20 protein-coding genes and 4 pseudogenes are annotated in these 26,745 nt (G+C 49.0%); 11 read left to right on the plus strand and 13 right to left on the minus strand.

The genetic code is table 11. The features are described 5' to 3' along the window. Nucleotides 1-86: 86 nt before the first annotated feature. Entirely contained in the window at nucleotides 87-1,139 is a 1,053-nt protein-coding gene (locus HS1genome_RS03505) for a hypothetical protein (RefSeq protein ID WP_126449637.1), read from the minus strand. A 227-nt stretch (nucleotides 1,140-1,366) separates the two neighbouring features. Between HS1genome_RS03505 and HS1genome_RS03510 the strand changes: the two genes are divergently transcribed. Genes HS1genome_RS03510 through upsA form a run of 5 tightly spaced genes read left to right on the plus strand, consistent with a single transcriptional unit; the run spans nucleotide 1,367 to nucleotide 6,899 of the window. Next, nucleotides 1,367-2,974 (plus strand): hypothetical protein, encoded by a 1,608-nt coding sequence (locus tag HS1genome_RS03510; RefSeq protein ID WP_126449638.1) that lies wholly within the window; start codon nucleotides 1,367-1,369, stop codon nucleotides 2,972-2,974. After that, nucleotides 2,971-3,279 (plus strand): hypothetical protein, encoded by a 309-nt coding sequence (locus tag HS1genome_RS03515; protein ID WP_126449639.1) that lies wholly within the window; start codon nucleotides 2,971-2,973, stop codon nucleotides 3,277-3,279. The genes HS1genome_RS03510 and HS1genome_RS03515 overlap by 4 nt, the downstream gene beginning before the upstream one ends. 31 nt (nucleotides 3,280-3,310) lie before the next feature. After that, on the plus strand, nucleotides 3,311-4,705 hold the full coding sequence (locus HS1genome_RS03520) for a type II/IV secretion system ATPase subunit (protein WP_126449640.1): 1,395 nt from the start codon (nucleotides 3,311-3,313) through the stop codon (nucleotides 4,703-4,705). Continuing rightward, nucleotides 4,677-6,146 (plus strand): membrane pilin protein UpsF, encoded by a 1,470-nt coding sequence (gene upsF, locus HS1genome_RS03525; protein ID WP_126449641.1) that lies wholly within the window; start codon nucleotides 4,677-4,679, stop codon nucleotides 6,144-6,146. The genes HS1genome_RS03520 and upsF overlap by 29 nt, the downstream gene beginning before the upstream one ends. 15 nt (nucleotides 6,147-6,161) lie before the next feature. Next, nucleotides 6,162-6,899, plus strand: a complete 738-nt coding sequence (gene upsA, locus HS1genome_RS03530) for a pilin subunit UpsA (protein ID WP_126451299.1) — start codon at nucleotides 6,162-6,164, stop codon at nucleotides 6,897-6,899. A 240-nt stretch (nucleotides 6,900-7,139) separates the two neighbouring features. Here the strand turns inward: upsA and HS1genome_RS12510 are convergent, their stop codons facing one another. Both HS1genome_RS12510 and HS1genome_RS12515 read right to left on the minus strand, forming a co-directional pair. Further along, nucleotides 7,140-7,298 carry a transposase gene (locus HS1genome_RS12510; protein ID WP_232018783.1) on the minus strand — a complete coding sequence of 53 codons (159 nt, stop codon included), beginning with the start codon at nucleotides 7,296-7,298 and terminating at the stop codon, nucleotides 7,140-7,142. Nucleotides 7,299-7,342: 44 nt separating this feature from the next. After that, complete coding sequence (locus HS1genome_RS12515) at nucleotides 7,343-7,666, minus strand: IS200/IS605 family accessory protein TnpB-related protein (RefSeq protein WP_229768109.1); 324 nt, start codon at nucleotides 7,664-7,666, stop codon at nucleotides 7,343-7,345. A 440-nt stretch (nucleotides 7,667-8,106) separates the two neighbouring features. On the opposite strand from HS1genome_RS12515, the gene HS1genome_RS03540 reads away from it, so the two are divergent. Beyond that, the gene (locus HS1genome_RS03540; protein WP_126449642.1) at nucleotides 8,107-8,913 is read left to right on the plus strand and encodes a DMT family transporter; all 807 of its coding nucleotides are present in this window, start codon (nucleotides 8,107-8,109) and stop codon (nucleotides 8,911-8,913) included. Nucleotides 8,914-9,004: 91 nt separating this feature from the next. On the opposite strand, the gene HS1genome_RS03545 is transcribed toward HS1genome_RS03540, so the two are convergent. Continuing rightward, nucleotides 9,005-10,492 carry an NAD(P)H-hydrate dehydratase gene (locus HS1genome_RS03545; protein ID WP_126449643.1) on the minus strand — a complete coding sequence of 496 codons (1,488 nt, stop codon included), beginning with the start codon at nucleotides 10,490-10,492 and terminating at the stop codon, nucleotides 9,005-9,007. A 233-nt stretch (nucleotides 10,493-10,725) separates the two neighbouring features. Here HS1genome_RS03545 and HS1genome_RS03550 point away from each other — a divergent pair, with 233 nt between their 5' ends. Then, a complete protein-coding gene (locus HS1genome_RS03550) occupies nucleotides 10,726-11,301 on the plus strand; it encodes a hypothetical protein (RefSeq protein WP_126449644.1) in 576 nt (191 codons plus the stop codon). A 351-nt stretch (nucleotides 11,302-11,652) separates the two neighbouring features. Here HS1genome_RS03550 and HS1genome_RS03555 read toward each other — a convergent pair whose 3' ends face one another. Continuing rightward, nucleotides 11,653-12,519 carry a dihydrodipicolinate synthase family protein gene (locus HS1genome_RS03555; RefSeq protein WP_126449645.1) on the minus strand — a complete coding sequence of 289 codons (867 nt, stop codon included), beginning with the start codon at nucleotides 12,517-12,519 and terminating at the stop codon, nucleotides 11,653-11,655. 599 nt (nucleotides 12,520-13,118) lie between these two features. Continuing rightward, entirely contained in the window at nucleotides 13,119-14,708 is a 1,590-nt protein-coding gene (locus HS1genome_RS03560; protein WP_126449646.1) for a B12-binding domain-containing radical SAM protein, read from the minus strand. A gap of 125 nt (nucleotides 14,709-14,833) precedes the next feature. Between HS1genome_RS03560 and HS1genome_RS03565 the strand changes: the two are divergent. The 3 genes and pseudogenes from HS1genome_RS03565 (at nucleotide 14,834) to HS1genome_RS03575 (ending at nucleotide 16,439) form a co-directional block, all read left to right on the plus strand. Continuing rightward, nucleotides 14,834-15,249 (plus strand): annotated as a pseudogene (locus HS1genome_RS03565) (cobalamin B12-binding domain-containing protein). A gap of 33 nt (nucleotides 15,250-15,282) precedes the next feature. Continuing rightward, a pseudogene (gene meaB / locus HS1genome_RS03570) lies at nucleotides 15,283-16,155 on the plus strand (methylmalonyl Co-A mutase-associated GTPase MeaB); the annotation flags it as partial. A 41-nt stretch (nucleotides 16,156-16,196) separates the two neighbouring features. Continuing rightward, nucleotides 16,197-16,439, plus strand: coding sequence for a hypothetical protein (locus HS1genome_RS03575; RefSeq protein ID WP_126449648.1), 243 nt, complete (start codon nucleotides 16,197-16,199; stop codon nucleotides 16,437-16,439). Here HS1genome_RS03575 and HS1genome_RS03580 read toward each other — a convergent pair. After that, nucleotides 16,415-17,346, minus strand: a pseudogene (locus HS1genome_RS03580) (hypothetical protein). The gene HS1genome_RS03575 and the pseudogene HS1genome_RS03580 sit on opposite strands and share 25 nt — an antisense overlap. 798 nt (nucleotides 17,347-18,144) lie before the next feature. On the opposite strand from HS1genome_RS03580, the gene HS1genome_RS03585 reads away from it, so the two are divergent. Then, nucleotides 18,145-18,546 (plus strand): winged helix-turn-helix domain-containing protein, encoded by a 402-nt coding sequence (locus tag HS1genome_RS03585; RefSeq protein ID WP_126449649.1) that lies wholly within the window; start codon nucleotides 18,145-18,147, stop codon nucleotides 18,544-18,546. Here HS1genome_RS03585 and HS1genome_RS03590 read toward each other — a convergent pair. The 6 genes and pseudogenes from HS1genome_RS03590 to HS1genome_RS03615 all read right to left on the minus strand — a co-directional run bounded on the left by HS1genome_RS03590 (nucleotide 18,536) and on the right by HS1genome_RS03615 (nucleotide 26,711). Next, nucleotides 18,536-18,820: a hypothetical protein gene (locus HS1genome_RS03590; RefSeq protein WP_126449650.1), complete on the minus strand. Its 285-nt coding sequence runs from the start codon at nucleotides 18,818-18,820 to the stop codon at nucleotides 18,536-18,538. The two genes, HS1genome_RS03585 and HS1genome_RS03590, sit on opposite strands and share 11 nt — an antisense overlap. Nucleotides 18,821-18,880: 60 nt before the next feature. Then, nucleotides 18,881-20,296 carry an APC family permease gene (locus HS1genome_RS03595; protein WP_229768107.1) on the minus strand — a complete coding sequence of 472 codons (1,416 nt, stop codon included), beginning with the start codon at nucleotides 20,294-20,296 and terminating at the stop codon, nucleotides 18,881-18,883. 293 nt (nucleotides 20,297-20,589) lie between these two features. Continuing rightward, nucleotides 20,590-21,468, minus strand: a complete 879-nt coding sequence (locus HS1genome_RS03600) for a DNA double-strand break repair nuclease NurA (protein ID WP_126449651.1) — start codon at nucleotides 21,466-21,468, stop codon at nucleotides 20,590-20,592. Then, nucleotides 21,465-24,068, minus strand: a complete 2,604-nt coding sequence (locus HS1genome_RS03605) for an AAA family ATPase (RefSeq protein ID WP_126449652.1) — start codon at nucleotides 24,066-24,068, stop codon at nucleotides 21,465-21,467. Before HS1genome_RS03605 ends, HS1genome_RS03600 begins: the two co-directional genes overlap by 4 nt. Next, nucleotides 24,065-25,177, minus strand: a complete 1,113-nt coding sequence (gene mre11 / locus HS1genome_RS03610) for a DNA double-strand break repair protein Mre11 (RefSeq protein WP_126449653.1) — start codon at nucleotides 25,175-25,177, stop codon at nucleotides 24,065-24,067. The genes HS1genome_RS03605 and mre11 overlap by 4 nt, the downstream gene beginning before the upstream one ends. After that, nucleotides 25,177-26,711, minus strand: a pseudogene (locus HS1genome_RS03615) (helicase HerA domain-containing protein). The gene mre11 and the pseudogene HS1genome_RS03615 overlap by 1 nt, the downstream one beginning before the upstream one ends. Nucleotides 26,712-26,745: the final 34 nt, after the last annotated feature.

Here is a 26,745-nt window from a genome sequence, read left to right on the forward strand (position 1 = left end):
CACCGCGAGGATGTTCCTTTCGCGGGGGTGAGTTCACCATTCTTTGCCCCACTACAGCGAGTTTCCTGATAAGTTAGGTAGACAAATCAGGGGCTCTTCCCTTTCTTGAAGAGAACTTCTATGACCTTCACAAGGAAAGGGAGTGAAACGGAACCGAGCATAGCTCCGATCTCTAGGGACAACTGAATAGGAGTCGAAGAGACGAGAACTGAGTAAAGTCCATATGTTACTAAACCTGCTGTGAGAAGTGAAAGGAGGGAATGAAGAGGCCTTCTGAAGTAAAAAGGCATCGCGAAAAACGTCAGCCCTAGAGTGAAGTAGAGTAGTGCCACTGATGGAGCTACTGTCAAGTCATAGTAGGAGACTGGATATGGGAGGCCAGCCATCAAGGTGATCAAGAAGACGACGCACAAAAGTAGGAACAGCTTCCTTGATCTGAAGCCTACCCATATTAATCTTTTTATAGCCGTAAATTCTGCAATAACCAAGGCCGCAGCAGAGATGGAACTAAACTTCACGAAGTAGGAAGGAACAGAGAAGAAGGACGATATAACGAACATGATGGAGGACAGCCCGAAGACGTAAAGAACGTACCTAGGACGCCCAGGCTGGGAGTAAGGAATGAGAGTGACACATATGACCACTAGGGCTGACGTGAGGGGAGACAAGAAGTCAATGGGTGGGAAGGCAAGATAAGGAGAAAGCTTCCAGCCTATGGGCAGAGAGAGTAGGACCTGCGAAACCGCCATGATCAAGAGGCCGTAGTATTCCAAGTTTGTTAAAATCAGTACCAAGATAGAAAAACCCAAGGTAGATGTGACAAGGTAGAACTCCACTCCCCTCAATCCTAAAAGCCAATAGCCGATGTAATCTACTGTGTAGGAGAGGTAAAGGAAGTAGCTACCCAACCAGCTTACAAGCTGTACCATGCCCAATTTGGTTGAAACTCGATTGACGTAACTGTAAAGTCCCTGCGAAGGCCACTCGCTTCGCAACATAAGGAAAAGGGTAAGGAAAAGGGGAGAAGTGAGGGCCACTGTCTCTATGGAGGTTAGTAGACCTTCGTGGAGCGCCACTATTCCCATGGGGGCAACGGAATTGACAGCGAAACCTAGAGTTAACACATTCCTCTTGTTCACTAACAAAGATCGCGTGTGCGAGGAGAAAAGCGTTGAGTGAGTCTCTGGCATCTGTCGACTTGCTCCCTCGCCCTAAGGGGCGAGGATTTTCGTCTTTTGTAAAACGCTGCTGGCATTACCTTCAGCCTCTCATTATGATTTTCGGCCAACAGACACCCGTTCTTAAACTGATCTGTAGTGTGAGGTCCCCTAAGTTCCTATATTACGGTAAGACGGATATCAGAAGAATGGATCATTGGTTAACATGGAAAGACGGTGCCCTCCTGATAGAAACACCTGCTTTGAAACAACCCAAACTGAGTCTATGGCCTTTTGATTTGCAAGAAGGAGGCGAGTGGATATATCAAAAGGGAGAAAACCTGGTAAGAGAAGTCGATGGAAGGCAGGAGGTACTGAGAAAGGCTGCGGGTGTTAGATTCGTGAGAGTAGGGGAGGACATCGAACAAGTCCGCCTCATCGGCCATCTCGAGTTCCTCGGAGAAGAGTATGACGAGGTCCAAGAATATTTAGGAACTATCGTTCTTCTCAATGGAAAGAAAGTTACTGTTCTGAGTGGGGGGAAGACCTGGTCAACCGACAGAGGAAAGGTTACCGTGAGGGGGAAATATGTGTCTGTGGCTAAGAATGGACTAACGGACGTGTGGAACGGAGAAGAGGTTTTTACAGTTAACGGAGAAGGTTACGTGGTGGGTCAAGTCTCCAGTAGAGTCGTCTTCAGGGAGAAAAACGGTATCGTAAGAGAGGCCGGGGGAGGAATTATTGGTTTCTGTGGTGGAGACACTTACCTTCTAGGGGAGACTAGAGGAAGGACTGTAATATGGTGCGGCGGATCAGTGCGACTCCTTATGAGGGATGGGTGGAGAGAACTGGGGAAGTCAGCGAGCCCACTCTCGTGCTCCGCGGGAGAAAATTTTGCCGTGATAGTGGGAGAGGAAACCACCATAACGAACATTTTCGACTTCTCAAAGGTATCTGGCCTGAGGAGAGTCTACAGATCCGCCGTTGATGAAAAGAGAGCCTTCCTTACGTCTGAGGACGGTACGTTGGGTATCCTAGACGTTTCGGAGGAAGGTGGAGAGGTGGTTAACGTTCTCTCCCAGGTAACGGAAGGGAGAGGGGCAAAACTGGCAATTAGTGGACCAGGGGAGGTCAAAATAGGGAACGAACTAGTGGAGGTCGCTAGGGAAGATGGAGAGGAAATGGTGATCGAGGTGGAACCACGGTGGTTGGAGCCTGTAGTTGGAAAGGTGACAGTGGAGAACATGTTTTGGAGTTCAATTAACGAGGTGTGGATCGAGGCTCCACCTCCTCAAGTGGAAGTGGAGGGTGTTGAGGCCAAGGTCGCACCCTTGGGAAAGTATAAGTACGGAGAGGGGAACTCCGTGGTTTTCTTGAAAGTGCATTACTCCATTCCTGGCGCTATTGGATGCTCTTTGATTGTAGAAGCCATGGGTAAATCCCAAGCCTTTATTGCGAAGGGAAAGGGAGAGTGCTCCGCTAGGCTAGTGGGTACGCTCAGTCAGCCCTCTCCCTTCGAGGTTAGAGTTTCGCTCAGAAGGTTCGAGAAAGTGTTAACTACCCTATCCAAGACAGTCACTCCCACAATTATCAACAAGCCAGACAGTCAACCCGTGAGGAGTAAGAGTAGATGGGGGAATGTGGAGGAGGAGAGAACTGTGTGGACAGACGGTGAGTTCGTCTGGAGTGCAATCTCTAGAAACCAAGTAGATTACAGGGGAGTCCTCTTCCGTAGGGTGGGAGAATACTCCGAAATTATCGGGGGAGGGTGGAGAAAGGAATTAGGAAGGTGTTGTGGAGGGGAAGGGAATTCATGATAGTCGGAGTAGAGGATCCTTTAGAGGAAGCCAAGGTGGAGATTGAAGGTAGTTGGGTAGTAGTTAAGACAACAAACTACTCTCCAATTGAGGTGATTCATGGCCTTAGGTCAGCTAGAGGAATAAAAGAGGTGAGGGTGCCTCTTGATCCTCCTTACACCGAAATTAGGGTAAGGGCCTACGAAAGCGGCCTAACCTGGGAGAGGACGTTTAAGACTGACATCGTTCTTCATTTATCGATAGCAGTAAAGGACGCTCTATCGATGTTTAGGGAATTGGAAAGTTACGGCGTGGTCTCGGTGTGAGATTTCCCAAGAAGTTGACGTGCAGGAAAATTTGCTAGAGGAATATAACGTGGCCGGAGCCACGGTGCGAATAATTGAGGGAGAGGATGGTGGCAGATACGAGGTGATAGAGCCAGAACCAACGCAAGACGAGAGAAGGACAGAGGAAGAGATAATGAAGGAAATTTACTTGTCCTCAGAGGAAGACGTAGAGGAGGCCATGATGAAGGCCGTGGCCAAAAGAGCCAACAGCCCGGAGTCAGCCGAGAGGATTCTCTACGACCTAAAGAGAAGGACCCTCTATGGTAGGATCACTGTTCCAATGCTTGATCCAGATGTCGAAGAAATCGAGTGTTCCGGCCCAAGCAGGCCAGTCACGGTAATCCACAGGAGGTACTCGCAGATGAGGAGATTGACAACCAACCTGGTGTTCCCAGATGATATAGAGGTATTGAAATTAATAGAGAGGGCAGCGGGGAGAGTTGACAGAAGCGTCTCCATAGCCAAACCATACATCGAGATCTCCCTTCCTGAGGGACATCGTCTGAGTGCTACGATTTCATCCGAGATCTCGATTCCTGGAACGACGTTCGATGTGAGAAAATTTCCACAAGAGCCAGTCAGCGCCTCAAGGTTGATCAAAGAAGGCACCATTACTCCGCTCCAAGCTGCGTATCTGTGGTACCTCATGGAATTCAGGCCATTCATCATTGTGCTCGGAGCGACTGGAAGTGGTAAAACGACTCTGCTGAACGGTCTGCTGAACTTGCTCGATCCAAGAATGAAAATAGTAACTATCGAGGAAACCCCAGAGCTCAATTTACGAACTAAGAACTGGGTCAGGCTCATAGCAAGGATGGGCTCGACGGAGTACAAGGTCGACCTATCGGATCTGGCTAGGCTCTCTCTCCGTTACAGGCCAGACTATATGGTGATAGGTGAAGTCAGGGGTAGGGAAATAGAGGCTCTAGTTCACGCCTCAGCGTCTGGTCACGGTTCCCTGACTACCTTCCACGGAGCTAGGCCCACTGACGCCGTCACCAGAATTCTTGATTTGTTAGATAGAGAAGTGGCAACACTCTTCCTTCAGAACATTTGGGTCATGCCAGTTATGGCCCCATCTTCTTCAGGAGAAAGGAGATTATCTAAAGTGTATGAAGCCGTCAGAAGAAAAGGAAAGGTGAGGTTCGTCGAGGTCCTTAGGCACCCCCTAATTGGGGGAATAGAGGATCCCTCAGTTTTAGTGGAGAAGTCGCCTCGTCTCAGGTCATTAGTCAAAGATTTTGACCTCAGAGAAGCGGAGGTGACAGAGGAACTGAAGACAAGATCCTCCATTCTTTCATCGATGGTGTCTCAGAACCTCCTAGACCAGGACTCATTGTCAACGGGGCTTCTGAGGGAATTGGGGAGGAGGAAGGGTGAAGCTAAAGTCCACGGAACTATTTAAGGGAAAGGTGAGCTTTTATCTAGAGCTTCTTGGAGAAGACGCGGAGAAATTAAGGAAGGTAGAGAACATTCTCCTTTTTGCGACCCTCCCTCTAGCCCTCACAATATCCCTGGCCAGTGTTTGGAATCCCTACTTTTTGGTATGCCTCGCCATCCCAGTTCTCCTTTACTTCTACATCCCTATTTACCTCTGGGCCAAGACAGTCGAACTCAAGTCGAGACTAGCAGTTGAGGTACCCTACTTCGCGATCCTCGCTTACGTGAACGTCTCTGTGGGAAAGGGAATCGTGAGGTCCCTTTCAGAGGCAAGTGAATTCCCAGGCTTAAGAGACGTCGCTAGGGAGTATAGAAGCGTGGTCAGATACGCGAAGGCCATGAGGGTGGGCCTACAAGAGGCAGTAGCCAGGAGAGCGGAATTGCATTCGGGCGACGCTCTAGGTAAGTTCTTTAACACTTACTTAACTTCAGTTAGGGCCGGAGACGAAGTTAACGGATTAAGAAGGGCGGTTAGGGAGGCGTTAGACGAATTAGGTTCAGGATTCCAGGAATACGTGGAGAGGGCCTCTGAACTCGTTGAGGTCTCCTTTTCAGTCCTACTCCTCCTTCCAGCACTACTGGTAGCTTTCTCTGTTCTTTCTGCGTCGAACGGAATGACGCCCTACATTCCTCTACTAACACTGCCACCTATTATTTTGGCTATAGAGGCTTCCCAACCCAAGGTGACTACCTTAGAACTAGGAAAAAGGGAGTTAATCACGCTAGTTTCCTTGATACCTTTTGCTTTCCCCATTCCTTTATACCTCAGACTTTACATAAGTGAAGTGTCGCTGGCCCTCACTTGTTTGCCTCGGTACTTGGAGCTGCTAAGGGGAGAGAAGCTGAACGACAGTATGCCAAGTATCCTAAGGGAACTTTCGGAACTTCACAGGGTAGGTTATGGCGTTAGATATGCGTTATCTAGAGCGTCTAGCATAAGCAGGGGAGTTAGTGGCACCTTATTTAGGAAGATTAATGTGGCCACCAAGTTGAACGGAGAACTCCCCGCTTTAAACTCCACTTCTAATGCCTTCAACTTCGCCTGGGGACTCATAAGAACGCTAGATAAGACAGGCGGAAGAGAGGTGGATTGGTTGGCTGAGCTCTCCAACCTAGTCTGGAACATGAACTCCTCTCTCAAGAAACTGAGATCGAGGCTCAGACCTTTTGAGGCCCTATCTCTGTTGTCTCCCTTCTTGATCTCCTTCACGTTGGGCACGATGGGAAGTATAGTTGGACAAAGTGCTGATCTGAAGGCCGCAATTATGGCCTATACCTTCGCTACTACGGTAATTTTCTCTAAACTATCTAAATTCACCTTAGTGGACGTTCCAACTCTACTCGTCTCATCCTCCTTAGCTTTGGTTGCTATCCAATACTTTCTCCCCACTCTGACGCATCTTTAGACAAAGATTACGTCGATGAAAAGGAAGGCCGTGTCTTCAATCTTGGGGACCGTCCTAGTGTTGGCTGTTACGCTCGCACTGGGGGGTCTACTTTACTCCTACTCTCAGGGTTTGTTTGGGAGTTTAACTCAGCAAGCACAGCTTCAGGTGTCCTCTCAACTGGTGGTAAGTCCTAGTGGAGATGCTGCCCTTCAGTTCTCCCTTCAGAACTACGGAAATGTGGAAATCAACGTAACTCACGTCTCACTACTATCTCCCACGGGCACTATAACATACTCTAACCACACAACCATTGTGATAGAGCCCGGTCAGACGGTACAAGAGGTTCAAGTTGGAATACAGGGAGTTGTTGCTGGGCAATACTACACGTTGTTGATCGAAGGTGTCACGTCTGGGGGAAGACTTATCAGACATCCCAAGAAATCCTGGCCCAGAGCTAAGAGAGGGCTATCCAGCATCCTTTCCTCACTGATAGTAACTGCCGTAACGTTATCGCTTGCAGGGGCGTTATTGGGTGCGTTCTGGGGGAGGGTTTATAATTCGGAATCCGTTCTTCAGCAGAGTGACCATCTTTACGATGAGCAACTCCAGACTAGGCTGGAGATAGTAGGATTTGGGAACACAACGTCGAGCTACTACCTATTCAACTACGGAGCATCTAACGTGACTGTGACTCAAGTCGCGATAGGAAATCGGATAGTAAGAGGAAACTGGGAGATCCCCCAGGAACTATGGTGGAGCTTAGTAAACTAGTCGGAGACCGTAAAGTGGATGGTAGGTTGATAGTAATAGCTAACGACCTAATATTTACTTCACAGACATAGATATTTTAATTATATTCTTTAAGAAATTTTAAGAATATCGCTGAGATTTCCTGTCTGGCTTATCCTCCTATCTACGTTAATAGCTCGTGGTGTCTTACTCCCCTGAGAGCGAACTATTTGTGACCGAATGTGAATGTAGGAGGATACAAAAACGTAAACTACCCCGCCCTCACGGGCGGGGCTTCGGGGTTTCTGGTACCCTTCGCGGTGCACCTTCATCCCCCCGACCCGTACCTCTCGTTGAGGCACGGGCTACGTTGATCGACGCGTTTAAATCGCGGTTATACGTCATGCCACATTTAGGACATCTGTATTCTCTTCCGTCCACGTGGGTAACATGCCCACATCTGTGACATGGGTGTATTTCTAGGGTTAATGTATACCACTTTTATACCGTTGATCTTCGCTTTGTACTTTATCATTATTCTGTAGTTTTCTAAATGGCAAAGAATGGAACCTCCTATCGAGTTTCTTGCTCTCCTTGAAGTTCTCCCTAATTCCTGTGAGTTTCTCCACGACTATCACTGGGGAAGGAAATTGTTTGGCGTATTCTACGATCTTCTTGGAGACAACGTGAAGCTCGTGATTAACAGTCTCGCTCTCCTTCCCTCTTAGCCTCTTCATCACGTCTAGTCTTCTCTTTTCCTGGAGCTTCTTCCTGATGCCGAAGTACTTATGTCTAATTTCCTTAATCATCGACCCTTCGAAGAAAGTACCTTTGGTGGGTTTTCCGTTGAACAGTACGGAAGGGGGATCACGGAGGGTTTCCTCTCCACGGGCGTGAGTTCCCCCAGTCCAGAGGGTGCGACCCAGCTCTCACGGCCGATGTCTAGAAGACGTTGGAGTCTCATTACGAAAACGTTTCCATAAGGAGGCTATCCGTCCCCACCTTAAGGGTCTTTCGCCCCCTTAACCCCCATTATGACAAACCTAAACTACGAAGAAGCTATTTGTTTCAGGCGAGGAAGCTCCATCCTCTACGTTGAACATCACTAAAATGAGATCACACTAACTAATGACCTGACTAATGAGTGTCCTATGGAAATCTAAACATCAGACTTAAGGAGAGAACTGTATATCTAAATAACGAATACCAGGAAACGGATCGGTTCTGGAAGGAATTGGGGTTAGGCCAAATGAAAAGGGACTTGATCCTCCTTACTCTAGGAGGTGCTTCCTTTGGGACAGCCGCCATATTTGTTGCTATCTCATCTATGACCCCCGCTACTATAGCAGTTTTAAGGTTTCTTTTGGCCGGTGCGATTCTAGCGACTCTGAGAGGAACTCTGAAGTACTTTAAGAGGACTTTTCCATATGCCCTCCTACTCGGCATTCACATGTTCCTCTTCATTCAGAGCGTGAAGTCCACTGCTATTATAGACGCCACTGTCCTAGTTTCTACCTCTCCCATATTCGCCATTCCTATAGCGAAGGGACTAGGTGTGAATGTGTCAAAAACGGACCTCTGGGCTGCCCTGTTGGCGGTTCTTGGAGTAATAGTCATGAATTACCCTCTTGTATTGGGAGAGGTCCTAGGTAATGTGGAAGCGCTAGGTGCAGCCTTAGCCACTGCCTTCTATACGATCCTTCTAAATAAAAGGACGTGGGACGCCGATCCGATATCAATGACCTCAAGTATATATCTCGAGGCGGCTCTCATTATGTCACCTCTTATCTTAATTCAGGGAATTGGTGTTCTAAATGCCAGGTCTTGGCTAGCTATAGCTGGTTTAGTGGCCTTACCTACGCTAGTGGGACATAGTACTGTGATTTACCTGTCAAAGCGCGTCAGGCCTCAAGTGATAGATACGTTCACTCTCCTAGAACCAGTGGTAGCCACGATCTTGGCATTCATCATTTTCGGACAAATGCCTACAAACGATCAAGTGGTAGGAGCCACAATCGTGATATTCTCATTGGTTCTCCTTTTCTTGAGGTCCTAGTTCCACATAATATAGTTTGTATAAGTAGGTAATCTTCCTATAAAAGAAGATTTTCGTCACAATCTGAATCACTTCTCCATGTAATAATACTTCAGCCTAAGACTCTCCTATAAGGTCTTACAGAAGCCGATGTAAGCGGGTCGCGGATCGCTTCTGGTATATGTGAGACTAGGTCCGAGGCGGTAAGGTGGTCTCCTAGCTTAGCGTGGGCCAGACTTCCAGCAACACCGTTTATGAAAGCTCCAACATAGGCGGCCTTGAAAGGCTCTATTTTCCTCGCCATCAACGCTGCGACTATACCAGTGAGGACATCTCCCGTACCTCCCACAGCCATTCCCGGATTTCCGCTCTTGTTCAACTTGAACCTTTCTCCATCGGTTATCACGTCAAAGTATCCTTTCAACAACAAGACGCACTCTCTCTCCTTAGCTGCCTCGGAGGCCTTAACTATCCTCTCCCTCCCCTCACCGCTCTCTTTTCCGAAGAAAATCTTAAACTCTCCAGCATGAGGAGTCACAACCACCTTCTTATACATCGACCTTCCCCTCAAGACCTTGAGGGCGTCGGCATCTATCACGGCTGGTTTCTCCCTCTTTCTTAGTTCCTCGAGGATCAGTTCACAGGCTTCCCTCACGTTCTCAGAGACCCCTAGGCCGGGGCCAAGCACGATCGCGTCGACTCTCTCTATCCACGGTGTTAGCTCTCCCACGTTGGAAGGAGAAAGTTCCTTTCCAGTTAGTTTTATAGAAATTAGGTCTGGAGAGTATGTAGATATTGTCTTTGCAGTCTCCTCTGGAGAAGCGGTATATACTAGGTCAGCTCCTGTTCTCAGGGCCCCGAGACTGGCCAATGTAGGTGCTCCACTAAAGGTCTGGTTTCCACCTATTACCAAGACCCTACCGAAGTCACCTTTCTTGGACTTCATTGATCGCGGCTTAATCGTTTCAAGCACGTCACCGGGACCAACGTAAATTGAAGCCTCTGGAGGTATTCCGATGTTGACCTTCACGACGTCGAAATTCCCCGTTACTCCACCCTTTACATCGTGAAGTGCTATGACTAAGTTGGGGACTACGTAATCACCGAACGTCATGCCACTGTCAGGATCCATGCCAGACGGTAAGTCTATGGACACTTTGTAAGCCCTAGTTTCGTTAAACAGCCTTATGGCTGTCTTCAAAGGCTCCTTGGGAGCAGCCTTGAGCCCAGTTCCCAACAAGGCGTCTACCGCAACCGCATACTCCCTAGGCTCGTAGTCCCATACATTCTCTATATCAATGGAGAAATCCATGTCCTCGATGATCCTCAAGTTTTCAGCCGCGTCTGGATGCTTCACTTCCCCAGTTAGTACTACTTTGACCTTAGCTCCCTCCCCGGCAAGGAACCTCGCCGTTACTAGTCCGTCGCCCCCCTTTCCTCCATGTCCCACGAATATCACGACTTCTTTGTGTCTCACATCGATCCTGTTTGAGATCTCCGCTGCTACAGCCCTTCCGGCATTCTCCATTAAGAGTCGAGTTGGAACGCCGAGAAACTGCGAGTTTACTTCTAAGACTCTCATTTCGGATGTCGATATCACGCTTTATTGCTCTCCGACCGCGTATAAAAAGAAGATTCGATTAGATGAACATTGCCGATGAACTTCACTAACACCTAGCCGTAGACTCCCTCTACGTTCCTCGCAAAAGGACGAACTTCATCACTTCTAAGTTGGGAATGGTGTCGTCGAAAGTTAGAAGTCTTGCTAGGATTCCTAGGTCCTCTAGGCGAGTTCGGATTAAGCATATATACGAACCTATTGACGTGCTTATTGTGAGGCTTACTGTAGCGGTGATTTTAGGCGCGGTCTTTTCCATGACGTTGGCGTTGTTGGTGGGTGTGGTGGTAACTGACTTTCCCTTGAATCATCCGAAAATTGTCGTTATGCTAAAAGATGAGGAATTAAGTATAGGTAACCTTTCCTCAGGGGAGAAGTTCTACTTCATTTCTACGTCTCAAGCCACGAATATCTCTTATCAGTCTAGTCCGTTCCCAACTTCCACCATCGCAGCCTTTAACGAGGCTCCTACTACCGTCACTCCCATCCGGGACATCTCTTCACAGAACTACACCTCCTCTACCTCAGGCCAGGCCTTCTACGTCTCGCCCCAATTCATCGTGGCCAACTCCTCTACATTCACAGTAACGGTGAAGCTAAACGGTAATTCTAACGTCACTATCTTCGTTGTACCTGGTGCCTTTACAGCCAACTACCGTTTAGTGAACGAAGGGACAATAAATGAGTTAATAGTGACCTATCATCTAAGAGGAAACTTAGGCAAAGGCTTCCTAATTCTTCCGATTGAAGTTAACGGAAAGTTAACCTACGTAGATGTTTTGCTTGGTTGATCTGTTCGCCACCCTGGTGGTCCCCTCTATAGGGTTCGTAGTTCCGACCGTTGGTTTGGGCCTACTTCCGCCGTTTGGCTTCTGTGGGTTAGGGCCACCACTCCGCTAGGTGGTACCTCGAGGGTTCCTTTAAGCTGTGTCGGTGGAAGTCTGATCTCTACGAGAGGAACGAAGTCGAAGTCACTCCCTTGGTCCCGTCGGGCTAGAATGTCGTTGACCTTTCAGAAAATAGGTTCACCGAAGGAGAGTTGGAATCATAAGCTGCAGCCCTAGGGAGATTGAGTTTTCAAGGTTCTGTATAGGGGCCTCGGACGGGGATACTTTCAACACCTCTCAGAATATCGATGCTCCTCATAGGCCCATGGACTTCATGACGGTATACACTCGCCCCTCACTCTCTGGAGTGGAGTGTAGAGGAGACCTGCACTTCCCTCCACTGACTCCTCTGTATCTCATTGCGGCCTTAAGGAGCGCTGGATAATCGCCCTCCATTATTGCCTCCACTAGAGTCGTAAGTTTCTCCTGTATTTTGAGAGCTTCTCTGAGATTTCCATCTCTTGTCAGTCTCACAGCTTGTACCACTAGTTCTGGGGCTACGTTACCACTGCCAGCTACAGTGCCATCAGCTCCTCTTGCTATCGCATCCACTATCAACCTATCCTCACCCATGAGGCTGTTAAAGCTTGAATTGGCCTCCTTGGCGTAGGCTGTTAATCTAAGGAAGGCCACTAAGTCGGACGTGGTGTACTTCATCCCGCTCACCACCCCCTCTTCGACCAGTTTGTGGAGAGCTGTAGGAGGAAATTCGTACCCCACCAGGGAAGGAATGTTGTAGACATAGACCGGCAATCCCACCTTAGCTATAGACTCATAGAACTTCACTATTCCCAACTCGTCCGTCCTATGATAGAGAGGAGGTATAGTTATTAGCTCACTCGCTCCAACGTCTGCGTACTGTTTCGCCAGCTTCGCGGCGTTGTACGAGGAGTTCTCATTTATTCCTGCAATTACCTTACCTTTTCCATGTTCAACTACAGTTCTCACAACTAGGACCTTCTCCTCCTCACTTAACATATTGAACTCTCCAGTTGTCCCTAGGGCCATTATCCACTCTATTCCCTCCCTTAAGAGATATCGTGTTACCTCACCCAAGGCATCTAGGTCCAACTCTTCTTTTTCGTTGAACGGAGTGACTATTGGAACTACTATTCCCTTCATTTACGTTAGGGACTCCCCAGTCATGTAAAAACCTTTTGGTTGATATGGAGAAGACGGTTAACTACTATTCACAGTTAAAGTGAAACCTGGCGAGGAATCTTTCTCCTTCTTCGGATGATGTCGATATGCCTCTCATCGCAGCTATTCCTAGACGGAACTATTCAGCGAACCGATGTATCCCAGCCCAGGAAGGATTCCCTCCAAGGGGGCTCGTAGTCCCACCACCAGTTCCGGTTTACATCTCTCGTTTGGTGGACAGTAGGGGCGGCATCAAAGCTCCCCATCCAAAGGGAGACTTCCATTCCCGAGCTCTAGTCTCTCAAGAGGGAAGATGCCAATTCCCCCAGTCCCATTGAGCCCTCGATCGGGCTGAAAGAGGGAAGTCGTTAGTATCTCTGAGAAAATTTTAGAAAAACAATGTTTAAATGAAAGACCGTCTGGTCCCACCAAAGGCTTTGCCCCCCTTCAACCCCCATTAAGATAAGTAATGCTCCCCGTATCGCCAGCAAAGGCTTTTGACTAACCTCCGACGAGTCGAACAGTTTCACAACCCGTCCTCCCACCCCCACTAAAGGACGAGGTTTGTCGTTAATAGTTTATCACTTATCATCGATTAGAAAGTATCTATTCTTTGAGTTATCATCGTAAACTATCACACTGGATTCCTCAGTAATGGTAGCGGCCTTCTCTGCAGAGGGTTGTCCACCTTTTACGTAGAACATTGTTGTCCGTGCTAGCCCAACGGGGAAGGACCAGACGATCTCCTTCAAGAAGTGAGGAACTCTCTTCAGGAAGTAGCTCTCGGCGTTCTTCAATAGAGCTAACTTCCTAGGGTGAACTCTGGTCTTGAGAAGCTTGCTTCTAACCCACTTTCTGATGTAGAACGAGTAATTTCCATAGAACTGCATGAGTTGAATGAGGGTCGGATGAACTCTGGTCCTCATGACTGGGGTGAGCAAGTCGAACTGCGACCAGTCCAGCGTGAAGAGCTTGCCGTTCTTAATAGCGTCGACGAAGACTCTTGTACCTGGAAGGGGTGTGTATATAGAGAATTGAACTCCGTCAGCGCCTACGTCGGATAGCTTATATGCAAATTTAACAGTTCTCCACATGTCTTTCAGGCCCTCGTACGGAGCTCCCAATATTAGCCCCACTAGCACAACTACTCCGTTTTCGTCTAGAACCTTAACTGCCTTCTCAGCCCACGAGGTGTTTAGTCCCTTGTGCATCTTCTTTAGAGTTTCCTCGCTCCCGGACTCTACTCCCAAGAACGCCACTTTGAGTCCAGCGTTCGCGGCCTTCTCAATTAAGGTTGGATTCCTCGCAGTGATATCTGCCCTCATTTGGGCTATCCACTTCACTTCGACTCCCTCGTTTATCATACAATCGAACAACTTCTCCCTCTGTTTTATGTTGGGGAAGACAACGAAGATGTCGTCAACGAAGAAGATCCATCTATATCCGAGGGACTCAACCAGCTTAACCTCCTGCATTATTCTAGACACACTCTTGTTCCTCCACTTGTTCCCCCATGTGGGTGTGACAGAACAGAAGTCGCAAGCGTAGGGACATCCCCTAGATGTCTCAATACATGCTACACTTTCCCCCTTACCGAATATATCGAAGGTATACTTTTCCCTGTTAACCAAGTGAAACGCCGGAACGGGGATCGTATCCAAATTTGTTATAAGAGGCCTTGGTTTAGTTTTCCTGATCTCCCCTCCCTTGTAGTAGGCTATCCCCTTCACGTCCTCAAGCTTCATCTTGCCGTTAAGGCAATGCACTAGGTCCACCATAGTACCGTCTCCCTCCCCAAGCACGACTACATCGAAGCCTCCCTTCAACGTCTCGGTGGGGGTAAACGTAGCGTGATGTCCCCCAGCCACGAGTACAGTATCTTTGAGCTGCTCCTTAATCCTCCTGGCGAGCGAAAGGGAGACCTCTTGGGCAGCGGTTGCATGGATCGTTATCCCCACAACGTCTGGGTCCCACTTCGTTGCCTCATCTACTACCGACTCTACTGTCATCATTCCGTCGGCCTCCATGTCTACTACTCTAGCTTCTGTACCTTCCACACTCAATACATCTCCCGCCAACTGGAGAAGACCCAACGGTGTAGGGAGGAAGCCAAAGCTCTTCTTGTAGGCAGTCTTGGTGGGATTTATCGGCCTAATGAAGAAGGCTTTCATGACATGGACTATTGAGTAACCAAGTAAAGCTTGTTCACAAAACGGATTTATGCTGTTATTTTTTCCTGAGAGAGGAAATTTAAACCTCGGAAAAGGGTTTAACCTCGTCCATTTAACTGCATCGCATGGAGGGTAGGATAAAGGTCGTGGTGGGGAAGTTGGGACTGGACGGACACGACAGGGGAGCCAAGGTTATCGCTAGAGCGCTGAGCGAGGCCGGAATGGAAGTAGTGTACACTGGACTAAGACAAACTCCAGAGCAACTCGTGAGGACCGTCGTTCAGGAGGACGCTGACGTTCTTGGAGTCAGCGTACTCAGTGGCGCCCACATGGAGCTCATGTCGAAACTGATGGAATTGCTCAATCAAAGAGGAATTAAGGACATCACCGTGGTGTTGGGAGGTATTATACCCAAGTCTGACATAGAGAAGCTACGCTTGTTGGGAGTAGACGGCGTCTTCCCCCAGGTACTATGATTGATGAGGTAGTGAAGTTCATAAAGGGCAAGGTCGCCGAGAAACGAGGGAAAAGGATTGAATGAGTTACTGCGGCTAGCGGAGCAGGGGATGAACTAGCAATATCTAAGGTGCTCAGCGGAGTAGAGTACTTGAGGGAGGAGTCCTACAGTTATTTGGACATGCTCATAAAGAGAGCAGGAAAGGCACACGTAATAGGTGTGACGGGTCCGCAGGGTGTTGGAAAGAGTACGCTCATAGGACAGGTAGCGAAGGCTCTCTCTTCTTCTGGGCGAAGAGTGGGAGTAATAACTGTAGATCCCACGAGCCCCTTCTCGTCGGGCTCGTTCATGGGGAACCGAGTTAGAATGAATGGGTTGGACAAGGTCTTCATTAGGAGCCTGGCGACAAGGGGGTTCGCAGGAGGAGTCGGAGTGCACGCTGCCCTCCTAATAGAGGCAATGGATGGACTGGGATTCGACGAAATAATTTTAGAGACTGTGGGGGCTGGACAGGTGGACACGGACGTGATGCACATGGCACAGACGGTAGTAGTAGTCCTAGCCCCCGGGGTCGGAGATGACGTGCAAGCCCTCAAGTCTGGGCTGATGGAAATCGGACACATCTACGCCGTCAATAAGAGGGATCTTCCGGAGTCGGAGAGGCTAGTACAACACGTTAATTTCGCCCTATCCTTGAGGGGTGGAGAGTGGAAACCTAGGTTAGTGCTCACGGCGGCCCAAGTAGGGGAAGGGATAGAGGAATTGCTATTGGCCTTGAGGGAGCATCTAGCTTGGCTAGGGAGTATAGGAATCGACGAGTCCCTGAGGAGGAGACGGCGAAAGCTCCTAGAACTTCTCTTAATAAAGAGAGCTGTAGAGGCGGTGGAACAAGCGTTAAGGATCTCAGAGGAAAGGGTGGAGGAATTCGCTCGAGGTACGGCAGGTCTGAGGGAGATCGTCAGTGAAATAGCCAGGGAGGTGAAGATCTAACGGCCGAGGAGGCTCGAAGGGCTTTCAAGAGTGGAAGGCCCATGCTTGCTCTTTCCCTGGTTAAGGGCTGGGTGAAGAGTTACGTAGAGGAAGTGGCGAGAGACAAGAGAGTAGAATTGGAACAAATCATGGGAGACCTCGATCCCGATTGTCTTAGTTTGCTTAAGGCTGTGTTGAATTCTCCCGCACTAACGGAGGATTTGGCCGTGTTCGTCCCCAAACCGAGCGAGGAGGAGTTCGAGTCGCTGGTGGCAAAGGTTCAGGTTTGTTTAGGAAGGCTGTAAGATTTTCTATTTCTCTTAATTGAAGTCATATCCATGTACGATTTCACTAGACTCCCCACGCCTATTACACCGACCACTGAAACAACTAAGACGAATCCGACGTTAACTGCATCGAGATTAGGAATTGGGTTACCTGTAGATATTGATAATTGATCCAAGAGAGGAAAAGCGACTATTAGAAGCCCTATAAACATGAAGGCTATTCCGCCGTAGTAGAGAGTTCTCCCTGCCGTACTTCTTCCTATTATAGAGATTTCTTCTTGGGTTAACTTTTTAATCCTTGCTAAATTAGCGAACGCGGCACCGAAGAGGATCTGCATCGACATAGTCCCCAACCCGAACATTGCCCCAGGTAAGGGGCATAAACAACACTGGGGACTTGGGGTGCCAATACGAAGGTCACTATAGTAGCGTAGGCTCCGAAGCCGAAGCCGGCAATAAGTCCGTGCAGCACAGTCATCTTCAGGGGGACCTCCCTATTATGTGCCATGTCTTCACTCACCCTCGACGCGCTGGACGTGTGATGTGGATTGCCCCCAAGCAGTTTGTCCACAGGTAGGTGTATGTACCTTCCTTTTAACACGTACGAGCCAGCGACTGCCATTACCACTCCCACCACGATGTAGACGGGACCGTCAAGATTGTACCTCTGGTAGAAGGCCGCTAATCCGACGAAACCAAGTGTGGTTAACAAGGCCCTCTGTGCAGTGAAACCCGTCGAAAAGAGAAACCCGGCCTTCATTCCCCTCCTCGTACTGTAACTGCCTACGGCGTAACTGAAAGTTATAGGCCACGTGTGCTCATCTGGCGTGGCACCATGCATCATGCCTAGCAAAAACGAGAGGAACATGATAGCAGGCAAGGTCAATCCTTCCGGGGGATTCAACAACAGGTTTAACAGGGACATTTCAATCGTATTAGGGTACCCCTAATACGATAAAAAGTTTTCTCTAGCCACCTCTATGTACCGACCTCCTTCCCGCCCTGAAGGGTGAGTGTTCCCCGAGGTCTCAGGTATTACACCCCTTTTACTGGTCCTACTCTGTTGTGGTCTAACAGGAACTTTCAATTCCTTCTACGATGCTTCCAACTTCCTGAGTTTCTTCTCATGGAAACCGTTGGGTAGGAATCTGACCACGTTGGTTCTCTTGTTCCCGAACTCCCCCTGGTAGACACCTTCCCCTGATGTTGCGGGAGAGATTAGCTCCCGCTTCTTACTCTCTAAGGATTGACCAGAAGAGGAGATCGAGCACATCTGTTGTACGTGGTATTTTACTATAAGGGGGCGATCCGTCCTCACGGAAGGGGACTTTCGCCCCTTAACCCCCCAATTATCTTAAAGTCCGTTTATCGCAAAGGAGATTGAGGGGCGGAAGACCACAGTGAGGGGGATAGCCTCCCTCATTTAAATGTTGGTTTTCAAGAAACTACACCAATGATACTCTCCGACGGAGGTAAAAGTTGCTGAAGAGCCTAGAAGTGGGGGTCGGAGAGGTACGCCTCCGTCCCGTCCAAGGCCCTTCGTGAGCACAAACGAGTCAGGCAACGCTAGGGGCCAGGACGGCCCTCGGTGCATGTTGAGCCCTCTACCCGTGTCTGGTTACGAGCAATAGGGCCATGAAGCAGGAAACTCAGTCCTCCAGGTCGGGGAGAGTTCACCTAGCTGTAGTACAATAGAGTTAAATGGCGGTAGAGACTTAATAAGATCGTGGAGGAACTAACAGGGACTAGGCTGAAGATATACTATTTCCTCCTCTCGCAAGGCAAACCCATGAGTCTTCGCAAAATTCAGAGAGAGCTAAACATCAGCTCGCCTAGCGTCGTTCAGTACCACATAAAGAGACTGATGGAAATGGGGTTGGTCTCTGAGACAGACGAGGGCTACGTTGTGAGTAAGGTAATCTTGGAAGACTACGTCAGAATAAGGAGCAGTCTTCTCCCGAAGTCCCTTTTCCTCAGTTCCTTCTTCGTCACCTCGTTAATAATAGGTATCCTCCTTTGGAGGGAAACTGAGATCGCGCTGAGCTACTCCCTTTCAGTAATAGGTGTAGCAGCAGCCATTACGATAATTGACTTTATGAAGAAAAGGCGCAAGGTCAAATTCTGACGACGTAGTAAAGTGTGAAGAGTGAAGCTAAGTTCACAACTGAGATGAACAGAGAAGGCATAGAGTACCTCAAATCGCTTCCGGCCGACCACATGTAGAAACTCACAATTAATATCGTGTTTTCCAGAGTCAGTAAGACGCCTAGAAAGGCCAGGGCTGCAGTAAGGGTAGACTTGACCTTCCCTCTAAGAGAGAAATATTCCCTCAATATCAACACTGCCAGACTCAAGGCTAATATCTCTAGGGCGATGTTGGTGATCCAGATAGCGTGCACGTGCGTTGAAAGTCTATGAATGATATAAGCTTTTACCAGGTTTTAGGACGCGTAATCGATTCAAGTCTTTAAAGAGGATCTGCGCAGCCTCTCGACAAGTTCCTCTCTTCTCACAAGGTTACCTTCAGCGTCGACTAGGAGACTTCCAGCTTCCCCAGTCCTTCCCCATCCCACATACCAGAGAAGTACTGAACCTATCAGCATCGACATAAGTGCCCACTGCACCACGTCGAAGGAAGTGAAAGTGGTGAATAGTCCCCACATGTTCAGGCCAGTTACTAGTAGGGGAATAGTTACACCTCCTACCGTAAGTGAAGATATCCTACTGAGGAAGACCGGGACTCCCACGCCGTCCACAATTCTACCGACTATCCAGAAGAGACTAGAGATGACACTTATATCGAGGAATGCCTGTTGAAATCCCTCGTATAAGGCGGTGATTACACCTATCGCGGCTGTAATAATGCCGACTGTGAGTGTAGCTATCACGGGCTCTGAGGACTTTGACAACTTCCTAAAGACTGAAATTGCGCTGTTCTCCCTAGCAAGATTAAACAATATCCTAGATGAGGCGACCGTGGTACCCACATTGGAGGCGAGTAAGCTATTGATAGCAAGGGCCGTGACTAACGTGAAAGCTACTGGACCGATCTTCTCGGCCTCAATGAGCAACGGTTGTTGGGCAGAGGACAAGCCCCCGAGGGAAGGACCCCAGAGCGCCACCAACGCATAGGTGCCGAGGAACATAGCGGTTCCTCCCAAGGCGAGAGCGAGCCACATCCCCTTAGAGACTGTACTTGTAGGGGACCTGCTTTCCTCCCCGAGATAGGTGGCTGTCCCGGCACCAGATATACTCACGACAGAAAGTATGAAGGCAGTAGCTAGTCCTTGTGTACTAACGTGGGCATCGAAGAGCCTAGAGAGCTGAAGACCCCCAGTGAAGACCGCGACCCCAAACAAGGAGAACAGGAGAACAACCTCTGCGGTGGCGCTTATGGTCACCACGTATCCTAAGAGCTTTCGTATGTTTGTCAGGGAAATGAGAGAAGGGTAAGCGACGGCAGCTAGTGCTGCCACCCACAACAGCCACTGAGGAACGATGAAACCCACGAGCGAGCCCACTACCCTTACGATCACCACTACAGTAAGCACGTTTACTGCGTTCAAAAGGACGTAAGCGAACAACTCCGTCACTGCCTCGAAGAAGCTCACTTCCTTCACTCCCCACGCCACAGAGGAGAAACTATAAAACCCGCCTGCGCTAGCCACTTTGTCTGAGTAACGTGTCAAGGTGTATATCCACATTGCGCTCGCAATTAGAGCGAGAACTGTGGCAATAACAACTGAGCCTCCAGCGTATTCAACGGCAGCAGAAGTAGTCGAGACTACGCTCCCAAGGGGGGCTGTGACCGCCATAGCTTGTGCGTAACTTTCCTTGAGACCAAGAACTCCCCTAGACAGCCTCTCCATCGCCATAATGTTCTCCCTTTAAGCTTTTCTGTCTATGTTGAAGTTAAAAACCTTCCTGCTCGTGAGGGAGATAAAGGATGAAAGCTTATAAGAGATGCCATAGCAAACTTTTCATCCGAGCTTAAGGGGTGGATGCACTGTTTCTAACCACACGTCTAGAACAGAATTAATAGGTGAGGAGAAACGAAAAGTAGGTTAAGTTTAAGGTAACAATACCGCATACTTGATTGTTGCTGAACGACTGAAATTTTTAAATCGTAGATGGGAGGTAAACTGAATCCTTTCTGAAAGATATAAGCTTAATAGAATTGGGACGGCCACCAGTCAGCGACCTTGTCTACCTTTAGGCCTAGAGTAGAAAGTATAGTTTCCCGATCTTCTGTACCGAACCTCACATCGAAGTGCACCTTTAGCAGGGGGTAAGGATATCCCCTAATTATGGGGACTGAAGTTAGAAGTGATAGAAGTTCCTTGATGTCTGCTCCACTAGTCCATTCTAACTTAAGAACCGGTCCTCCTTTCTCAAGTCTGACGAAAGATTCTAGGAGAGTTACGTTAAAGAAAGAGCCTAACCTCACCTCCCGTAGGTCGGAGAAGCCAGGAGACGCCGTTAGAACCTCGTAGAGATAGTGATCTGGGTAACCGAGACCCATGGATGACGCCCGGGAGGTCTTGGAGATCCAGAGCACGTTGGGAGCATGAATCACGGGATCTATAGCCCTAGTCAGATCTACTTTCAGTTCATTTAACGAGTCCTTTTTCAGTAAGTTCAGTTTAGCTTTAAGGCTACCATCCATGAGCACTAGGTCCGCTGAATCAAGGGAGTTAGAGGCTAATCTGAGCTCCATCATGCTCATATGGGCGCCTACTACGTCTTTACCGTTCTTACCTGGTCTAAGAACTCCCACGCGTGCGTCCTCCAGCAAGACCCTCGTGGTCTCGTCGTGAACTAACACCTCCGCGTCCACCGCATATATTACTCCGCCCCTAGTTTCCCTGTAGAACATCCCGCCGTCTACTGCTGCTACAGAGGCCTGAACGGGGGAGGGAGTGAACTCCTTCCAGCTTTCCCGCACAGCTAATTTGACCCTATCAGGGAAGGAATTGGGCGAGGGCAGCGGATCTGCACAAACCTCGGGCCAATGGAGGGTAACTTGCTCGAGGACCTTCTTTATCACTCAAACCTCGCCTCTTGTGGCCTCCTTTCCAAAACCTTGCTCCTGCCGTCGTTAACCACTTCGATTATATTGTCCCCCGCCGTCTCCAATTCCCTATCGTGTGTGACCACTATGAGTTGAGGTACAATACTCACTGCGTTCCTCACTATATCCACCAACTCGCTCCTCCTAGATTCATCTAGGTGTATAGTAGGCTCGTCCATAACCATGAATCCTATCTCTTGTGACGCCATTCTTGCAAGTGCCAGTCTCAAGGATATCGCCAGTGCCACTCTCTCGCCTCCACTGAGAGCCCTCACATCCACCCACTGCCTATCAGGTCTATAGGCTCTGACGCTGAACTTCCCGTCATCGTTCACTACCTCGAAGTTGGAGAACCCTAGATTGAATTCCTTGACTACAGAGTTAAGATGGTAATCTAAAATGTCCTTGGCTCTGGTTATCAGATATCCCTTGAGTTTGCTTTGACCTAGAACTGTCCTCAACCTGTTCAGCCTCTCATACGCAACCCTCAACCTCTTAACGTCTTCAGCGGCCACCTCTAGGTTCCGAAGTTCCTCTGAAATTTGGCCTAGCTCTCTCCTTCGCTCTTCGTTCTGCCCACGGAGACTGAAGGTAACCTCCGTGAGCTTCCTCTCCCTTTCTTCTAACCTAGCCACCTCTTCTTTAACCTTCTCTAGTTCCAGTGGAGTGTAGTTGAGGGATCTTAGCTCCTCTTCCTTGACTTCCAGTTGTCTCCTGTAGTCCTCAACAGACTGACTCAATAGGTAAGCCCTCTGTTTTAGCTCCTGTAGCCTATCTAATTGCGTCTGAGCGTTCCTCAGCTCGCGTTCCATCATTTCTACGTATCGCTCATCTATCCCCTGCAATTCCGATTTCAACCCTTCCTGTTTGGCTAGGTTGTCCCTCAATTTCATCTCGAGCGCTTCCACCTGCCTCTTCACTCTCTGGACTTCTTCCTCAGTGGAGTCGGACAACCTCAAGAACTCGTCGTGAATTGCCCTTAGCTCCTTTTCCTTGGAGGAAAGTTCCTCAAACTTCTTCGCTAGAGGTTCGAGTTTCTCCATTTGGTCGCTTATTTCCCTTTTTCTTTTCAATACGAGCTCAAGCTCTGCCTTAGAGCTTTGAAGTTGATTGAGAAGGACAGAGACCTTTTCTCTCTGCTTCTCGAGTTCCTTCACTCTGGCCCGGGTCCAGGAAAGCTCGTCGTTCAGTTCAACTTCCCTGGCGTCCAACGATAGTAACTCGTCCTCTGCTTCCGACTTCAATCTCCTCTTGTGTTCTTCATCTAGGGGCCTCCCGCAGACTGGACAGACTTCCCCCCTTATCTTAGATAGCCTCTCCTTTAGCTCATTTCTCTTGGTATATAGGTACTTTAGCTCACTGGAAAGTTCCGACTCCCGCTCTCTTAAATTCGAAATTTCACTTGAAATTTCCCTCTCTCCAGGCATAGACTCGAGCTCGGTCGACAACCTCTCCGCAACAGCAGAGGTAGTTTTCTCCTTCTCCTCCAACTGTTTAAGGGCGGCCTCTAGTCTGGTGTACTCCATGTACTCTCCATTGAGCTTATTGAGCGCCTCTCTCAACTCCTCGTACTGACGGGCTTTAGCTTCGAGTTGAACTCGTCTAGCTGCCCGAACCTCTAAGTTGCTCAATTGGGTCTTAAGGGTCCTAAGCTGAGAACTGAGGGTGGAACCAGCGTCCTCCAAGTTCTTGAAGTTCTGTAGCTTCAGCTTAAGCTCGTTAACCTTGCTCAACTCTTCTACTTTTCTTCTGAGTGCCTCTATCTTCTCGTCGCTGGGGAGGGAGGTCTTGACTTCACTTAACTCAACTTCGAGTTCGGAGATCTTTTTGAGTAGTCTTTCAACGTCGCTACTAAGTGTGACGTATTTGCTTTGTAGGCCGAGGAGAGTGTCCCTCTTTTTCCTGTAATCGTCGAGAGTTCTACGTACTTCTCGGAGCTCACTCTCACTGACCATTAACTCCTCCTCTCCCTTAGACAGTTGAACCTCGAGATCCTTGCGCCTTCTAGTCAACTCCTCTCGTCTCTTCATCCTCTCCTCTGCTATTTTCAAGTCCGCCTCAACCTTCTGTTGCAGAGCTCTTATGGGACCGTTAGTTGAGACGAGTTTCTCTATTCTATCAAGTCTCAACAAGAATGTCATCACTTCCCCCAACGAATCGAAGACGTCCTCGATTCTTCCTTGTCTGACGAACACCGTAGAGGTTAGTACGTTCTCATCGACCTTCAAAAGGTCTCTAATCCCTGCGGTCACTCCTCTAGCGCTCCTGTGAATAGGTTCATTGTTTCTCATGAGGAGGTCTTGAGGGTTGTTGCTTGTCAGCTCCCTCCTGACTTTGTACGTGACGTCCCCCTCAAACATGGAGAGTTCAACTAGACCTCTCCTGGTTCCTCGCCTCAATAGCTCGCCTATACCTCCCCTACTAGGTGTCCTAAAGAGGGCGAAAAGTATGGCGTCAACCACACTGCTCTTTCCCGCTCCGTTCTGGCCGACAATGACGTTTACACCCTCAGAGAACCGAACCAGCGTGTCCTCGTGGCTAAGGAAGTTGACCAGCTTCACAGACGCTATTTTCAAGTGAAAGCGAACCTCCTCAATTCGTCTTCGACACTCTCGTCACTTACCTCTATGATCTGCATGATCTTAGAGATCTCCTGTTCAGTATAACCGTTCTCCTTAAGGTATTGTGATATTATCTCTCGAGCTCCTAGGGACTTCACGTCTGCCCTTATTCCGTTGGAAACCACAGTCCTGTCGTCTAAGTTGTAATACTCGGCCACCTGAAGGAGGGAAGAGAGGACTTCCATGACATCTGACCTCCTCCTGGTCTTACCGATCAACGTGATATGAACTACGGGCCTCCTATGGTACCTGCTCAACTCTACCTTTAACTCTTCTACTTTAGACTCAAGGGTCTCCGAGTCTACCTGAAACTCCAGTTGCGGTCTGACCTCCACATCGATTTGCTGCAAATTAGGTTCTCCCTTGGACAAGTCCACTAAGTAGGCCCCCTTACGGTCTCTTTTATAGCTCTCAATTTCCTCCCTTCTCATGACCTCGGGAGATCCGGCTATGGCCAACAAGGAGCCGTCTGGCATCTTCTCCCTCTTTCTGCTATGTATATGTCCTAGAGCGTAATAGTTGAACCCCTTGGGGAGATCCCCTAACTCCAACTGCCAAGAGTTTTCATATGGAAGGTACTCTCTCATCCCTTGGTGCAACATAAGGACGTTCCTACCCTCTCTAGGCCTTGCGTTGGATAATAGTTGCCTCAACAACTCCTTAGAAGCCGTAGGATGGTGGGGAACGCCGAAGATGTTTATTTGAACGTCGTCCCTCACGGTGAACGGTTGCTCTGGGGTGGAGAGCACTTCCAAAAGGCCGATCTCTTTCAGTAGTTTGTGAGTGTAGGTTCCCTTCCTCTTCGGAGTATCGTGATCACCGGGTATTGAAATGAAGGGAATTCCTCTTTCCTTGAGCCTCCTCAACTCCCTCACAGCTACTAACTCGGCAGTGTTGGAGGGCTCGTAAACGTCGAACAGGTCCCCCGTGTGAACGACGGCCTTGACGTGCTCCCTAATGGCAGCGTCTACCAGTTGACTAAAGGCGTGGTAAACGTCCTGCTCCCTCGAGTCTAAGTTATACTGTCTCTTACCAAGGTGTGTGTCGGAGACGTGCATTATCATCAAAGGTCACCCATTTGGGCCACTTTCCTAGCTAAGGAAATCGAGTTCTCCATCTCCTCCTTCGCCCTGGTCCATTCTCCGATTATATCTGGATCCGAACCTCCTAAAGTTCCCTCAAACTTGTCCACCTGGAGTATCGCGGGAATGGAGACGATCTTTCCCACTACGATGGCTTGACCCGTGTTCAAACTGGAGAGTTGTTCCACTAGGTCCTCGCTGAGGTTGTCACTAGACTCTAGTATGTACCTCTTGTCTGAGGGTTCCACGATCCTTAGGACGATCTTATTGGTCATTTGACTAAGGATGTTTTCGTCCAATCCCTTCGGCCTCTGACTGACTATGACCAAGGAGACCCCGAACTTCCTTCCTTCCCTCGCTATTTTGGCTGCCCAAAACTTCGCAAGAGTGGGACTCCCCTTAGGGAGGAAGACGTGGGCCTCCTCCAACACAGTCACAACTGGAAAGAACTTGGTGTTCCCTCCCCTGGACCTCGCGCTCCTAGAGGACTTACCAGTCTCCAATAGCCTTCGAAGGTAGTGGGAAACCACTGCATCCATCGCTTCTTCATCTAGATTTATGAGATCTACTACGTTGACGTGTCCCAGCTTCAATTGGTCCACTACGTCCTTAGCCGTGAAGTCTATAATGGAAGCGTAGGTTTCAGCGAAGTCCTCCAGCTTATTGAGTACTTCAGCCGTAGTGTCCTTACCTCCCTTTCCCTGGAGTTCACTTTCGTTAGCCCCCAACATTCCCTTCAGTCTCTCTACGAACTCCTGTGCGGTGGAGGGTAGGGAGATCTGACCCTCTTCTCTACCCTTCTCAAGTGACTCCTTGAAGGTCTTCCATATGGTTCTCAATATCCTATACTGTACGAAGGCGTTGTCCCTTATGTTGATCAGGGTGGCGAACTCACGGGTGCTCAGCTTCAGAGGATTGAGCTTAGGTTGAATTGGATTCAGCTTGTCTATCGTGCTCGCAGAATACTCCCCGTGGTAGTCGAAAATTACCACAGCCCCTCCTAGTGAGGCGATCCTCTGGGCCAATACGGCGACTGTATTGGACTTTCCAGAGCCAGTGGCCGCGAGGATGGCTAGGTGACGAGTGAGGTACCTCAGCCTAATCTTGACTTCGGTCTCCGAGCCCACTAGTTTACCTAACCTAAGGTCGCCGTCGGAGAATACCGCTGCTAACTCTTCGTTAGTGGGTTCTCTCAGAGGGGTCCCTGGAGGTGGGGAAGGTCCGGTTGGAGGAGAGCACGATCGTTGAGGTTGCACAGTAGTTTGACCCTTACCGTAATGTACTCTGGGAACTTAACGTTGGAATTCAGTCTCATGTTAGAGATTCTCTCGGCCGCGTCGGGATCCCTAATGGAGCCGTTAAGTAGAGGACTTCCCCTGGACACTTTCGTCACTAAACCGAGGACTTTGTAACCATCGTACTCCAACACAACGTAGGTACCTAACCTGACTTTGCTGGCTGTTATCGCAGTGGCGGATAGAGTGTCAGCCTCGTCAATTACGTGCCCCAGTACCACCTGTTAAGAGTTGCCTCCACTTTATTTAAACTGT

This window comes from Sulfodiicoccus acidiphilus (assembly GCF_003967175.1).
Classification (GTDB): domain Archaea; phylum Thermoproteota; class Thermoprotei_A; order Sulfolobales; family Sulfolobaceae; genus Sulfodiicoccus; species Sulfodiicoccus acidiphilus.